The organism is Pedobacter sp. N36a, assembly GCF_014472395.1.
Taxonomy (GTDB): Bacteria; Bacteroidota; Bacteroidia; order Sphingobacteriales; family Sphingobacteriaceae; genus Pedobacter.
Window position 1 is genome coordinate 271,079 of sequence record NZ_JACSZW010000001.1, and the last position, 15,566, is coordinate 286,644.

A 15,566-nucleotide genomic window follows, 5' to 3' on the forward strand; every position below is an offset into this window, starting at 1 on the left:
CGATTAGAAGCCAAGTACTACTGTATACGTTTTTTGTGTATCACCTGCGTATTTAAGAGTTGCTGTCCCTCCTGATACGCCTTCTACAGTAAATTGAACTCTACCTACGCCACTAGTTTTATAAGGATGAGGAAACTCCCCTGATGTTCTATCAAATGAAGCCTGAGACGAAGGGATCCAAAGATCATCTATAGAGTTATTGACCTTACCACTTAAATCTTTAATTTCGAATGTAATTGTAGGTGGCGGATCTGAAGGGTTTCTCCCTAGCAGAACATTATCAATATTAAAGCGAATTGTTTGTAGGGTCACGCCGTCTGGAATTGTAATGGTAAATAAATTCTTCACTCCAGCGATTGGCCCTTCCTTTTGGGTCACGGTAACCTCTGATGACCCAAAAGATTTTGCCCTTACATAGGAAGCACCTTGTGGAGCATAAATTCTTGGGGCTGAGCCTCCGCCTGAACCACCACCTGCAGTCGGTGTAACCCATGTTGCGGCAGTTCCTGCAGCATTTACTGTTAACACTTTATCTTTATCTGCAGCCGTAACGATCGGATATGGCGTCAATTTGCTTTTTTCAGCTGGTAACATTAAACCTGCCTCAGTAGTTGAACTTGCAGGAATCACGGCAGCAACATTGCTTGTAGAACTATTGATCGTTCCATTTGTGGCACTGGCAGTATAAGTAAGATCCGTCTTAGTAGAAATTACTCCGGCTGCATCAATGGCAATTCCGGCACCTGTTTTTACCCCACCCAGCGCAGCAGCTGTAGCTGCAGGCAAGGTATATGTAGCACCACCACCTGCTGCTGGTGTTACCCAGGTCGCATCACCCGAAGCATTAGCAGTAAGTACTTTACCCGCATCAGCAGCAACCGGACTGGTAATTTTATTTAATTTAACTTTATCAGTTGCTGGCATTAATCCAGCGGCCGAGGCAGTCGCACCAGTAAGCGTTGCTGAATTTCCAGTACTAGATTGCAAGGTACCATTGATTGGGCCTACTGTATAATTCAGATCAGTTGGCACAGGTGTTCCAGGAATAGTAATGTTTGCAGAACCATCGAAATTCACTCCGTTGATTGTTCTTGGTGTACTTAATTTAGTTGCTGTTGTCGCATTAAAACTACCCGTACCATCTCTTTTGACAATCGTATTTGCCGTACTTGCAGTAGTTGCTGCATTAGCCAGGTCTACCCCTGATTTAATATTTGCAGCGGTTGCCCCGCCAACAGTTGCGACCAAAGGAAGATCTGCTGTTCCTGAAGCATGTGCTAAGTCACCTGCCAATTTCAGGATACCTTTTGTAGTTGATGTTGCTGGTGAACCACCTGCAGCCTGAGCATCCACATAAGTTTTTACGGCTTTCGCAGTAGGGTACTTAATATCTGATCCAGCATCTGTGGTAATGCTGAGGGTTTTATTGCTGATATCTTCTTTGGTATCGATGCCCAGTTCGGTTTTAAGCGCTGCCGGCGTCACCTGCCCTAAGGTGGTTGCGCCAGTTGCTTTGATATAATTTCCTGCAGTGTATGAATTGATACCAGTACCGCCATTTGCTACTCCTACAGTTCCCGTAACTGTAGTTGCCGAAAATGCATTTCCTTCCAGGTCCCCAACAATTTTCCCTGTTCCATCTCTTTTAACGATGGTGTTTGCCGTTTTTGCTGTGGTGGCAGCATTGGCTGCATTTGTACCGCTGGCTACCTGTGCAGCAGTTACCCCGCCTACAAAAGCAACTTTAGGTGCGATGGCCGTTCCGTTTAAATCACCAGCCAATTGCAGAATACCTTTTCCAGATAAGGTTGCATCTGGCGCTCCTGCTGAAGTGGAGGCATCCACATAAGCTTTTACGGCTTTTACACTTGGATATTTTTGATCAGATAGACCATCTGCGGTAATGCTTAAACTTTTATTAGCCAATATCTCTTTATCATCTAACAAAGCTTGCGTAGCGATACTTACAGGTTTATTGGCATCACTGGTATTGTTTACATTATTTAAGCCCAGATCTGCAGCCGTTAAGGTTACATTTCCTGTTTTTGTATTTACCGATTGTACACCCGCACCTGGCGTAAGGATTTCTTTCCAGTTGTTTAAAGTACTCGCTGGAAGTGAGGCCAGCACAAAACTTTTAGATTCGCTGGTATTGATCACTGTACTTCCCACCTGAGCTCCTGAAATGGCCAGCATCTCTGCCTGGGTAGTCACTACATTTACTGAAGAAAAAGAAATTGCAGGAATCTGGCTGGAAGGAATTTTTCCGTTGCCATCTAAGGTGGCTACCCCACCATTAGCTGCTTTTTCAGATTTGTTAATTTTATCATCCAAGGCAGTTTTAGTCGCGTCACTAATGACTTTGTCCTGATCAGCGACGTTAGATACTTTATCTAAGCCAAGGTCTACTTTTAACTGTGTTTTAGTAATTTGTGCTAATTTCGTTGGCGTTTCTGCAATTAAGATTCCTCCGGTGGTATAGGTATTCAATCCTGTTCCACCTTTTGCAACAGGTAAAACAGTGATTAAAGGTTCTTTTAATAATAATCCGGGAACGGTAGGTGCTTCCGCAATACCTCCAAGATCTCCAGCGAGCTGCACCTTACCTAATAAAAGTGCGGTTGCATTTGGCACTCCTCCTGCACCGATTACGGCCGCATTTACTTTATCTTCTACATAAGTACGTACCGCACTTTCTGAAGGGTATTTATTAGGTGAATTGGTAGCCAGTGTACCATCTGTTGTTTTATTGGCCACATCTTCCTTGGCATTAATGCCCAGATCTGCTTTCACCTGATCAGGTGTTCTTTGCTGTAAAGTAGTTGCATCCAATGCATTGATGTAATTTCCTGGTGTATAAGAAACAATGCCGGTACCCCCATTAGGCACCTGAACTACTCCGGTAACCGAGGTTGCTGAAGTTGCAGTAGAAGCATTCCCGATTAAATCGCCAGTGACTTTTCCGACTACAATATTACCATTGGCATCTCTTTTCACGATAGTTTCACCCAGATTGGCCGCAGTTGCTGCATTTGCCAGGTCTACCCCCTTCTTTATGTCGGCAGCAGTTACACCAGCAACTTTCAATACCTGCGGTGCATCCGCTGTGCCTCCAAGGTCATTAGAAAGCATCAACTGACCTTTTACAGTCGTTGTGGCATCTACAATAGCACCTTTCGAGTCAATATAAGATTTCACTGCTTTTACCGATGGATATTTCAGATCTGAAGCGGCATCTGTTAGAATAGAAGTGCTTTTGTTTGCTTTATCTTCTTTGGCATCCAGTGCAGTTTGCGTTAGCGTACTGATCGGTTTATCAAGGTCGCTTACGTTATCTACATTACCAAGGCCTAAATTTGTTTTGGCATCTGCGGCATTGGTTGCTCCTGTACCGCCATTTGCAATGGCTACAATCCCAGTCACATTTGTGGCGTTTCCAGCAATGTTGCCAGTTACTTTACCACCGCTTACGGTTCCAATTTTAGCATCGGTTACGCTGCCATCTTTAATTTTATCAGCGGTAATCGCATTGTCGGCAATAGACAGTGGTGTTGCATTTCCGTCGCCTGTTAGTGTGGCGTCATGCTTTACGGAAGTCAACCCACCACCAGCTGCAGTCGTAATTTTTGCTTGTAATTCTTCTAATGCAGCCTGTACGTTAGTGGAGGTTACCCCTCCCTTTGGGTCTACAGGTACGGTACTCGCTATTTGTTTTCCTCCCGAACCGCCATTCCCTAGTAAACCTTGTAAATCTACTTTACTATTTCTTGGTCCAGAGATCGAAATCACTGTCCCTTCCAGACTTAGACTTTGATTTAAATCGGCCAAACTCACTGTATTGCTCCCTTTAATAGACAGGTTATATCCAGCATCGAAGCTCAACATGGGTATAGTCCCACCTGCCACTAATTTATCGTCTACATATTTTTTAGTTGCTGCGTCCTGATTATTAGTCGGATCTAACAAATTTGTTAATTTAAAACCGCCCATAGAAACATTCCTTGCCGCCGCACCGAATCCGCTTAAGGGGATATTCTTCTTATCCAAATCAACATTTGCGATAGAACCATCTGCAATCTTAATAGAAGTAACCGCATTATCCGCCAGGTCAAGGGTTACGTCTGTCAACACCGCTTCTCTTCCGTTGCCAATAGCAATAGTTCCAGATGACGTGACTGCTTTCCCCGTTCCAGGTAAAGAATTCCCCGGAGCTCCCGGATCACCTTTTTCTCCTTTAAGTCCCTGGTCACCTTTTAAACCTTGTGGCCCAGCTAATCCCTGGTCACCTTTAAGCCCCTGATCGCCTTTCAGTCCTTGCTCTCCTTTATCTCCTTTTGGGCCGACTAATAAAATACCATTATTTGGCCATGCTCCTGCTGTTTTTGGCCCATAAAGGCTATTATTACCTAAATGCAGGTAAAAATCGCCATTGGTCCCAACCATTGGAGAAGGCGTTGAAGCGCCACTTAAAATGGTATTCCCACTAGTTCCAGTTCCGCCGCCAGCACCTAATTCCGAGTTATTCACCAATCGCTGCCATTGCCCGTTATTGAAATAATAGAAACCTGGAAGGGTATTGGTTTGGTAGATCAACAAACCATTGGCAGGATTATTGATCCCATCTCGTTGAATAAGGGTGAGTCTAGGAATAAGTAAACCTTTGGAAGTAGAGAGTACTTCAAGCTGCGCACTGGCATCTGGTACGTTAGTACCTATTCCTACCTGAGCTTTTGCACCAAATGCAAATAGCAACCCAATAAGCATGGCGTATTGCTTAACTGTTTTATTCATGAGATTACGGTATTGTTAATTTAGATCGTGATAATATGCGTTTTACCCAAAACACCAATTTTCTGGTGAAGGGGTTTATTCATTCCTAAATATTTTTAAGGATATCCGGAAATAATTGGCCACAGGTGTAGCAAAGTATGTTCATGGACCATGACTATTTTTGTGGCGTTTCGGTTCTTTTTTCTTTACTGGAAACATAATGAATACCATAATATTGGACAATATGGCATTTGCTTTTTTGTACATATTGGTGGGTCAACATCTTACAAAAAACATCAATCCGGAAGCAAAGCTAATATAGATAAATGGAATATTATTGTAACTATAGTAAAATAATTGATGCAGTCTGTAATATTTTTTCTTAAAACACTGAACATCAACGTGTTTTAATTTTACCTATTTATGGGTATTGCAAAATTAATTGAACTAAAAAGAACAAAAGCCTCAATTATAGGGTCATTATATTGACTTTAGCTTATCAGGCGCCCTACAGAATGTATGGCGCTTAATCAACAGACGATTGACGAAGAAGGCTATTTATATTATAATTATCTTTTTTAACCGAAACACCTTGGTTTCTTGAGGCAGAAGAACACGTTTCAATTTCTCGTCTCGAAATTTACTCCTTAATTTTTATCCAGGTATAACTTTATGGTTTCATCACCACAGGAAGCGCAATATTATACTCCTTCGTTTTTAGCTGAGGATTCACCTGCATCAATCCATCCCAATCCCTACCATCAGCTCTTCGCAAATGTATGATATCTGCGTTTAGAACAGCGAATACGCTGAAATCCTTAAGGCCGAAAAAATCAATCTTTTCATTATTGGTTTATAGCTTTTCACAAAGGTCAGATCCTATTCCTATAGTTACTATTTTGCGGCTACAGGACGAAGGTATAATCCGATTTCAGCAATCGCGGGTGTCAGTCTGGAGGAAAGAACACGCAGTCTAACCTCATTAGCGGTCACTGCCGGAAAACGCAATAAACGTTTGTAACCGATGGTCGTACCTTCGGTGATTTTCTTCCAGGTTTCCCCTTCCTTATATTCCAGCACAAAGGATTCCACACGCTGCCCTAGTTCCAGGTTTTCCTGCAATGCCAGCACATCAAATTTCTGTGGTTTTTCCATTTTGAATTCTAATACATCAGGTGTCGATTTGCCGCTCATTTTCCAGTAAGAATTGTCTTTTCCATCAAACAAAAGGGCTGTTTTTTTTGGATTACTACCGGTTAGCTTGCCTGTTTTCAATAGATTATTGGCAAAGGTTTCATCAAGTTGTTTTTTGAAACCTTTTAGTGCATTTACATCACTTTCGTTGATCAATCCTTCTTTATCTGGTGGAATATTCAACAGCAATACTCCATTACGGCCAACAGAACTGTAATAGATATCCATTAATTTATCAGGAGTTTTCACTTTATCATTTTCTGCCGGATGATGAAACCATCCTGGACGAATGGATACATCAATTTCTGCAGGGTACCAAACCAGGCTTTTTGCTTTTGCGATTTTCGCTCTGCCCCCCAGGTCATTGTCCATCATATCTCTTGGCGCAAACTCTGCTGCTTTCTGAGAATTGTCGGCGATCACTTCATTACGCATCTGATCTGCTGGAACCACACTCCATTCCGTCTCTCTGCCATAACCAGTTTCTGTTCCTACCCACCTTACATCAGGGCCAGAAACAGCAATAGTTGCCGAGGGCTGTAATTTACGGATCAGGTTATACCACCTGTTGTATTCATAGACCTGCTTTTTACCTGAAGGTCCTTCGCCATTGGCACCATCAAACCAGACCTCATCGATCTGACCATATTGTGTCAATAATTCAGTTAATTGATTGATGAAAAAATCATTGTAGGCCATGCTTCCGAAATAAGGGGAATTGCGATCCCATGGGGAAAGATAAATGCCGAAACCGATGCCAAACTCTTTACAGGCGGCAGCCATTTCTTTCACAATATCGCCCTTTCCATTTTTCCATGGACTATTTTTCAGAGAATGTTCCGTGTATTTACTTGGCCATAAACAGAAACCATCATGGTGTTTTGCCGTTAAGATCACCTGTTTGAAACCAGCATCTTTACATACTTTTACCCATTGGCGGGTATCTAATTTCTCAGGATTGAAAATCTTAGGATCTTCTGTTCCATCTCCCCACTCTTTATTGGTAAACGTATTGATTCCAAAATGGATAAAAGCGGTCAGCTCGAGCTGCTGCCACCTCAGCTGCCTTGGGGAAGGCACTACATTGGCTGCTTTCCTGATGATATCAGCTTCAGTATCTGTAGGGCTGATCTTGACATAATTTTTATCTGTAAAAATTTGTGCAGCTCCTTTTTGCGGTAAACCGGCAAGGACGCCACAAGCAAAGACTGCGGCAATTTGAGTCAATACTTTAGCTCCTAAAACTTTTGTTCTCATGGTATGCGTTGATAAATAGGCTCACCGTTAAATCATATGGTGGCAATTCAAAGAAAGCAGGAATTTGAGGTATAAAGTTTGGGTTAATTGTCAAAACGTTAAGCTTTTTTGGCAATTAATATCTTTGATTATCTTTTGGTAAGTTCAGAACCAAATACTTTGTCCCAAATATCAGAAGTTACTCCGTAACCTTTTGTCGCATCATCATAATGGTGCAACATGTGGTGCTGTTTTAACTTTTTCCAGAAAGGATTACTGAATTTAGCATGGTGCAGCATATAATGTGTCATATCATAGAATAAATAACCCATGATGAAACCAGCAAAGAAACCATCCAGCATATTTGCAGGAAGTATTGCGCGGAAAAGAAAATAGAAAGCGGCAGCCAAAGGAATACTGGCGGATGGCGGCATCACCAATCGTTGGGCATCATTCGGATAATCATGGTGTACCCCATGGAAGATAAAGTGAATCCTTCTCCCCCATTCAGATTTCGGATAGAAATGAAACACAAAACGATGTAATCCATACTCTGTAAATGTCCAGATGAAAAGCCCCAATAACACATAACCAACCGCAGAAAGTATCGAATTAAGTACTACCGCCTGCCAGCAAAAATAGACAATAACAGGAACGTATACCAGCAGTGGCACAAAATATGGGATCTTCGATAAACTTTCTAAAAGCGGACTCTTGAACATTCTGATAGATTCCGGAGAATTGGAGATAAAATTCTTTTTCATCGTATGGCAATTCGTTTTTTACAAGTTCGCAAACTTAGGGAGGAATCCTGAACATTTACCCCCCAATAGTCAGTTATGAAAATTTTATGACATTAATTAATCCTCAACAGCTGAACCTATTTCAGGTATGACTTACGTTTTCCTTTCTTAAAGATAAGCAAAAAATGTATTTCTTACGATATGGTAAGATCCAGGAAAATACATACCCGTAAATTTGTAATGTAATTTAAGAATTGAGCTATGAAAAATGAAATTTTAGGTATCCACCACATTACTGCAATTGCAGGCAATGCAAAAAAAAATTATGATTTTTACACCCGCATTTTAGGCTTGAGGCTGGTTAAAAAGACTGTCAACTTTGATGATCCAAATACGTACCATTTTTACTATGGTGATGAATATGGAAGTCCAGGCAGCATTTTGACTTTCTTCCCATGGGAAGGGATTGGCGCGGGCCGCCGCGGAACCAGACAGGTGACAGAAATTGGCTATAGTGTGCCTGCAGGAAGTCTTGATTTCTGGCAAAAAAGATTAGAAGAGAACAATGTTATTTATAATAAACCGGCGGTAAAATTCGGAGAAAGATACCTGACCTTTTTAGATCCTGATGGCTTAAAATTTGAATTAACAGAAGCGCAAACTCCAGATAGCAGGCCGCAATGGGAAACTAAAGAAGTGACGAAAGCACATGCGACGCATGGATTTCACCACATTACCATGACCAGCAATAAAATAGCGGCTACCGCAGCAATTCTGACTGGTGTTTTAGGCTACAGATTGCTGACTAAAGAGGTAAATCGCTCCCGTTTCATTACAGATGCAGTGGCACATGCAGCCATTGTAGATTTGGTAGAAGCTCCTGGTGAAGCAATCGGTCATGTGGCAGGTGGTACTGTACATCATGTTGCCTTCAGGGTAAAAGACGAGGAAACGCTGATGTATTTCAGAGATCAGATTGTAAAATTGGGCTTGAACATCACGGAAAAAATCGACCGTAATTACTTTTACTCGTTGTATTTCCGCGAACCAGGAGGTGTACTTTTTGAATTGGCAACCGACAATCCGGGATTCACTATCGATGAACCTTTGGAAGAATTAGGCACGCATTTAAAATTACCTGCACAATACGAAAGTAACCGTACCATCATTGAAGGTATTTTACCAAAACTAGATTAATATGTATATCCATCATAAAAACATCATTACTGCCGGATTGCCTGTGGATTCGGCAGCTAAAGCGATCATCTTTTTACATGGTCGTGGCGCGTCTGCAGCAGAGATCCTTTCCCTGAATCAACATTTACAGGTAAATGATGCTGCATTGTTTGCGCCACAGGCTACAAACCACAGCTGGTATCCTTATAGTTTCATGGCTCCGGTTACAGAAAATCAGCCAGCACTGGATTCCGCATTATCAGTCCTCAAAGCACTAGTGGAAGAAATTGAAGCACAAGGGATCCCTCAAAACAAAATCTTCTTTGTAGGGTTTTCACAAGGTGCATGTCTGACTTTAGAATACGTCAGTAGAAATGCAGGACGATATGGAGGTGTGGTTGCTTTTACAGGTGGATTAATTGGTGATCAGCTTGACCTTTCCAATTATTCCGGAGATTTTAACCAGACGCCGATATTGATCAGCACTGGAGATCCGGATCCGCATGTACCTGTATCCAGGGTAAATGAGAGTAAAAAGATACTGGAAGAAATGAATGCACAGGTTACTGTCAGTATTTATCCAGGAAGAGTTCATACCATTAGTAAAGCAGAGTTGGAATTGGCCAGGACCTTAGTTTTTCAAATCACAAATAGTTAAGATTACAATTATGGCACAGACCGTATTACATAAAGCAGACAGCCGCAGTATTGCAGATCATGGCTGGTTAAAGAGTTTTCAAACCTTCAGCTTTGGAGGAAATTATAACCCGGAACGCATTCAGTTTGGGGCATTAAGGGTATTAAATGATGATACAATTGATGGAGGTACCGGGTTTGGAGAGCATCCTCATGACAATATGGAGATCATTTCGATTGTATTGGAAGGTGGCTTGAAACATGAAGACAGTATGCACAATGTAGCCATTATTGAACCAGGAGAGATCCAGGTGATGAGTGCTGGAACAGGTATTTACCATCAGGAATATAATAAGGAAGAAAATGTGCCCGCCAAATTCTTACAGATCTGGCTGTTTCCAAATCAAAGGAATGTAACACCTAGATATCAGCAAGAACAATACGACACCACTTTATTGCCAAACCAGTTTATTCAGATTCTATCTCCGAATAAAAGCGATGCGGGTGTATGGATTTATCAGGATGCCTGGTTCCATCTGGGGAAATTTGATGCTGGATTAAAAACCGACTATACTTTGAAACGTCAAGGGAACGGGGTGTATGTTTTTGTGATCAAAGGATCGATTCGGCTGAACGGTCAGGATTTGGCGGAACGTGATGGTTTAGGGATCTGGGAAATTGACAAACTGGACATCAACATATTAACAGACGCGGAAGTACTCTTAATGGAAGTACCCATGAATTATTAAGTCCATGAAAAAGAAAGAAATACTGGTGATGTGCTGTCACACGGAAATTTTAGCCACCTTAATCCGATTGATTGAAAAATCCGGAGAATTTGCAGTTGCCGGTGCGGCAACTGCAGCGGAAGCACTGAACAGCTTTCGTTCCCGAACTTTTGACCTCGTATTGATGGGTGCAGGCTTGGCTCCGGAAGCGGAGCAGGAACTGGAAAGAGAACTTAAAAAAATAAGACCCGAAACCCCTGTGGTATACCACTTTGGAGGAGGGAGCGGCTTACTTTTCACAGAGATCAAACAAGGTCTGGATCAGGCCTAATGTTTTTTTATTGTTTTATATTGACGTTTAGCATCTTTAAATGGTCGATTTTTTGTTATTTTGAGTGTTATTAATACACCGAGCAATCTTTACATCAATTACACATGCCTGCAGCAGAGAAAAACAGCAACATTTTATCCATCGACATAGGTGGAACCAGTATTAAGGCTTGTATTTTAGATGTTAAAGGGGAACTCCTTTCTGAATACACCAAAATTCCTACTCCAAAAAACTCTAGTCCAGAAGTCGTGATCAAATGTATCAAGGATCTGGCTTCAAAGCTGGACCAGTCATTTGTTAAAATTTCTATCGGTTTTCCGGGATATGTGAAGTGTGGTGTGGTGATGACTGCCCCTAATCTGGCAAAGAAAAAATGGAACAATGTAGATCTTGCCCAGCAGATCAGTGATACCTTTGGCAAACCGGTGCGTTTGGTGAATGATGCCGATCAGCAGGCCTTAGGTGTCGTATCTGGAAAAGGTTTTGAAATTGTATTTACAGTAGGCACCGGTTTCGGGACCGCCTTATTATACGATGGCGACCTGCTTCCTCACCTGGAACTGGCCCACTTCCCTATCAGCAAGAATAAAGACTACGACGATTACATCGGCGACAGAGGCTTTAACAAGGTTGGCAAAAAGGAATGGAATGAGCGCTTACAACGCGTGATTGAAATTTATAAAACCGTATTTAATTACGACACCCTATATATCGGTGGTGGCAATTCAAAAGAAATTACTTTTCCATTAGACCCTAACATTATACTGGTTTCCAATAAAGACGGAATCAAGGGTGGTGCAAAACTATGGGACCTGGAAGATAAATTTCATGTATTTACTACTCACCCTAAAATCAACAGCAAATAATGAACAAGTACACTTTAGGAATGATTGGCCTGGGCACGATGGGCCGCAATTTATTGCTTAACATGGCCGACAATGGCTATTCTGTAACCGGTTACGACAAGAGTCCTGACATGTTAAAGAAGCTGGAAGAGGACGGAAAAGCACATCAATTGAAAGGTTTTGCCGTACTGGAAGACTTTATACAGAGTTTGGAATTGCCAAGAAGAATCGTTCTTCTAGTACCAGCAGGTGCAATTGTAGACAGTGTAATTCAAGAGCTTGTGCCATTATTGGATAAAGGTGACCTGATCATTGACAGTGGAAATTCTCATTTCACAGATACCAGCAGAAGAGCAGAAGAACTTGCAGCGCAAGGACTACACTTCTTCGGTATGGGGATTTCTGGTGGTGAGGAAGGTGCGAGATTTGGTCCTAGTATGATGCCAGGTGGTGATAAAGAAGCTTATAACGCGGTTAAACCAATTCTAGAAGCAGTTTCTGCGAAAGTAAATGGTGATCCTTGTGTGGCTTATATTGGTCCTGGTGCTTCCGGTCATTTCGTGAAAATGGTGCATAACGGTATTGAATACAGTGTCATGCAAATTCTTGCGGAGACTTATGACTTGTTGAAAAACAGCCTTGGTTATAACAACGAGCAGATTTATGCTACTTTCGATAAATGGAATAACGGCAGATTGAAGTCCTTCTTATTAGAGGTGACCAAAGACATCTTCAAAGTGAAAGATGTGAAATCTGGTGGTTATCTGATTGATGTGATCAAAGATCAGGCGAAATCTAAAGGTACTGGAAAATGGACTTCTCAGGTTTCTATGGACTTGCAATTGCCGATTCCAACGATTAATGAGTCGGTGAGTTCAAGAGATCTTTCTAAATTCAAAACGCTACGCGTTGCTTTAGGGGCGGCATTGCCTCATCCATCACAAAAAGTGGAAAACACCGAAGAATTTGAAGCACATTTAGAACAAGCGCTTTATTTTGCCATGATCACTTCTTATGCTCAGGGTTTACACTTGTTAGCACAAGCTTCTATTGAATATAAATATGAACTGAACTTACAAGAGATCTCACAGATCTGGCGTGGTGGATGTATCATCAGAGCAGTATTGCTAGAAGATATTTATCAGGCGTATAAAAAACAACCTGAGCTTCCTCATTTATACTCAGATGAAAATATCCAGAAACAGCTAAAAGATATCCTGCCAGGAACTAGAAATGTGGTCATTACTGGCATCCAACATGGTATTTCGGTACCTTGTTATGCTTCTGCCCTGACTTATTATGACTCGTTGAGAACTGCCAATTCGCCTTTAAACTTAACGCAGGCACAAAGAGACTTTTTTGGTGCACATACTTTTGAGCGCACAGACGAAGAAGGTATTTTCCATGCCAACTGGAACGAAAACAACCTATAAATAACCCAGTGAACTAATACAACAATTTCACAAATGAAAACAAGCATCAACGTCAACCCAACCATAATCGTAATTTTTGGTGGTACCGGTGATTTAAATTTGCGCAAACTTGCGCCTGCACTTTACAATCTTTATGCTGATGGTTTTATGCCGTCAAAATTCGAGATTATTGGTACAGCCCGAAAGAAGCTTACGGATGATGACTTCAGAAAAACACTAATGAGCGGTGTAAACAGCTTTTCAAGATCCGGTAAGGTAAAAGAAGAGAAGTGGAGCAAATTTGCAGCACATATTTCTTATAGTCCTGTAGATGTGGAAGCACCGGAAACTTTTGGTGTTTTAAAAGCTAATATCGAAAAGTTCCAGGAGGAATTTGGACCAACTACACAGGTGCTTTATTACCTGGCAGTAGCACCAAACCTTTTCCCACTGATTGCAAAATGTCTTTCGGAATATGAACTGGCAGGTGATGAAGACAATTGTAGAATTGTAATTGAGAAGCCTTTTGGAAGAGATTTAGAGACTGCAAGAGAACTGAATGCCATTCTAACGGGCATCTTTACCGAGAAACAGATCTATCGTATAGATCATTACCTGGGTAAAGAAACGGTACAAAATATCATGGCTTTCCGCTTTGCGAACTCCTTCCTGGAGCCGCTATGGAACCGTACTTATATTGATCACGTACAGATTTCTGTGACCGAGCAATTGGGTGTTGGCGAAAGAGGTGGTTACTATGAAAGTGCTGGTGCATTAAGGGATATGATCCAGAATCACTTGTTACAATTGCTTTGTCTGATCGGAATGGAAACGCCAATTAACTTTGATGCTGACGAGATCAGAAATAAAAAAGTAGATGTATTGAAGGCCATGCGTCCTTTTAGTCCAGAAGACATCAGGTTTAGTACGGTCCGCGGACAGTATTCTAAAGGATGGGTTGAAGGAAAAGAAGTGCCGGGATACAGGCATGAAACCGGTGTTGATCCAGATTCTAATACAGAAACTTTTGCTGCGATTAAGTTCTTCGTGGACAACTGGAGATGGCAGGGCATTCCTTTCTATGTACGTACAGGAAAGCGCTTATTCCAGACTTCTTCATTGATCACGATTCAGTTTAAGGATGTACCTCATCAGGTATTCCCTTCTGCAGTAACTGAACATTGGCAGCAAAACAGGCTGATCATCAGTATTCAGCCGGAAATGAGTATCCGTTTACAGGTACAGGCGAAAAGACCTGGTTTAGACATGGTTTTAAACCCTGTGGATATGGTGTTCGATTACAAAGGAACCTATTCTTCTCAAGCTCCTGAAGCTTATGAAACCTTGTTATTGGATGTCATGACAGGTGATCAAACGCAGTTTATGCGTGCCGATCAGGTAGAGAGTGCCTGGGAATTGTTGATGCCTATCGTGAATGCATGGGGCACTAAAAAATCATTGAGTTTCCCGAATTATCCGGCAGACTCATGGGGTCCGGAAGATGCAGAAGCATTGATTGCCAGAGATGGCTTCCACTGGTTCACTTTACCATTGAAAGAAGATTAAAAACATAAAATAAACATTGTTCAAGAGGCTAATCCTGATACGGTCTACACCGATTTAGGATTAGCCTTTTAGCTAATAAAACAAATACGAATGAACTTATTGATTTATAAAACCCAGGAAGAATTACAGCAGGATCTAGTGGATTATATTGTTGCAATTGCCAACAAAGCGATTGAAGAACAAGGCTATTTCAATTTTGTACTGACCGGGGGTAACTCTCCAAAAGAATTGTACCACTCACTGGCTACAACCTATAAAGATAAAATCGACTGGACTAAAGTATATTTCTTCTTCGGCGATGAACGAAATGTGATGCCTGATCATGAAAGCTATAATGGCTTAATGGCAAAAAGAGCGATGCTCGACCTGCTGGAGATTCCTGCAAATCAGATTTTTTATGTAGATACGACACTTGCTCCTGAAAAAGCAGCAATTGAGTATACGAAAGCAATTAATGCCCATTTCGATGGTGCAGATCTTTGTTTCGACCTGATTTTACTGGGCATGGGCGATGATGCACATACGGCTTCCCTATTTCCAGGAACTACGATCCTGAATAATAAAGAAGTAGAAGTGGATTCTGTGTTTGTAGAAAAATTGTCGACTTACCGCATTAGCTTCACTGCTCCATTGATCAATAAAGCGAAGAATATTGCATTCTTAGTTTTCGGTGAGAATAAAGCAGAAGCAGTGAAACATGTGATCGAAGATCAAAAGAAAAATCCGAAATTATATCCTACACAGTTGATTAAACCAGTAGACGGAAGCGTGACCTGGTTTTTAGATGATGCTGCCGCAGCATTGTTGGATCACTAGTCTTATTTTTAATATCGGTTGAAAAGACCGGCTTCCTATCTGGTTGCCGGTCTTTTTTTTTGGAAATAGTCATGATTTCGTCTAGCCATATTCCAGGCCTAGAATCTATAAAT

11 protein-coding genes are annotated in these 15,566 nt (G+C 41.5%); 8 read left to right on the forward strand and 3 right to left on the reverse strand.

Annotation, left to right across the window (positions count from 1 at the left end):
- Positions 1-3: 3 nt before the first annotated feature.
- From H9X96_RS01335 to H9X96_RS01345, 3 genes are all read right to left on the reverse strand, one after another.
- Complete coding sequence (locus H9X96_RS01335) at positions 4-4,791, reverse strand: collagen-like protein (RefSeq protein WP_187664545.1); 4,788 nt, start codon at positions 4,789-4,791, stop codon at positions 4-6.
- Positions 4,792-5,664: 873 nt separating this feature from the next.
- Positions 5,665-7,221 carry an alpha-L-fucosidase gene (locus H9X96_RS01340; protein WP_187664546.1) on the reverse strand — a complete coding sequence of 519 codons (1,557 nt, stop codon included), beginning with the start codon at positions 7,219-7,221 and terminating at the stop codon, positions 5,665-5,667.
- Positions 7,222-7,349: 128 nt separating this feature from the next.
- Positions 7,350-7,964, reverse strand: coding sequence for a sterol desaturase family protein (locus H9X96_RS01345; RefSeq protein WP_187664547.1), 615 nt, complete (start codon positions 7,962-7,964; stop codon positions 7,350-7,352).
- Between the two features lie 240 nt (positions 7,965-8,204).
- On the opposite strand from H9X96_RS01345, the gene H9X96_RS01350 reads away from it, so the two are divergent.
- The 8 genes from H9X96_RS01350 (at position 8,205) to pgl (ending at position 15,453) form a co-directional block, all read left to right on the forward strand.
- A complete protein-coding gene (locus H9X96_RS01350; RefSeq protein WP_187664548.1) occupies positions 8,205-9,140 on the forward strand; it encodes a ring-cleaving dioxygenase in 936 nt (311 codons plus the stop codon).
- A 1-nt stretch (position 9,141) separates the two neighbouring features.
- Positions 9,142-9,777, forward strand: coding sequence for an alpha/beta hydrolase (locus tag H9X96_RS01355; RefSeq protein ID WP_187664549.1), 636 nt, complete (start codon positions 9,142-9,144; stop codon positions 9,775-9,777).
- 10 nt (positions 9,778-9,787) lie between these two features.
- On the forward strand, positions 9,788-10,504 hold the full coding sequence (locus H9X96_RS01360; RefSeq protein WP_187664550.1) for a pirin family protein: 717 nt from the start codon (positions 9,788-9,790) through the stop codon (positions 10,502-10,504).
- Between the two features lie 4 nt (positions 10,505-10,508).
- Positions 10,509-10,814 (forward strand): hypothetical protein, encoded by a 306-nt coding sequence (locus H9X96_RS01365; protein ID WP_187664551.1) that lies wholly within the window; start codon positions 10,509-10,511, stop codon positions 10,812-10,814.
- Between the two features lie 104 nt (positions 10,815-10,918).
- Positions 10,919-11,680, forward strand: coding sequence for an ROK family protein (locus H9X96_RS01370; protein ID WP_187664552.1), 762 nt, complete (start codon positions 10,919-10,921; stop codon positions 11,678-11,680).
- Positions 11,680-13,092: an NADP-dependent phosphogluconate dehydrogenase gene (gndA, locus tag H9X96_RS01375; RefSeq protein ID WP_187664553.1), complete on the forward strand. Its 1,413-nt coding sequence runs from the start codon at positions 11,680-11,682 to the stop codon at positions 13,090-13,092. The genes H9X96_RS01370 and gndA overlap by 1 nt, the downstream gene beginning before the upstream one ends.
- Before the next feature lie 33 nt (positions 13,093-13,125).
- Positions 13,126-14,637, forward strand: coding sequence for a glucose-6-phosphate dehydrogenase (gene zwf / locus H9X96_RS01380; protein WP_187664554.1), 1,512 nt, complete (start codon positions 13,126-13,128; stop codon positions 14,635-14,637).
- A gap of 90 nt (positions 14,638-14,727) precedes the next feature.
- Complete coding sequence (gene pgl, locus H9X96_RS01385) at positions 14,728-15,453, forward strand: 6-phosphogluconolactonase (RefSeq protein ID WP_062549653.1); 726 nt, start codon at positions 14,728-14,730, stop codon at positions 15,451-15,453.
- The last annotated feature ends 113 nt before the right edge of the window (positions 15,454-15,566 follow it).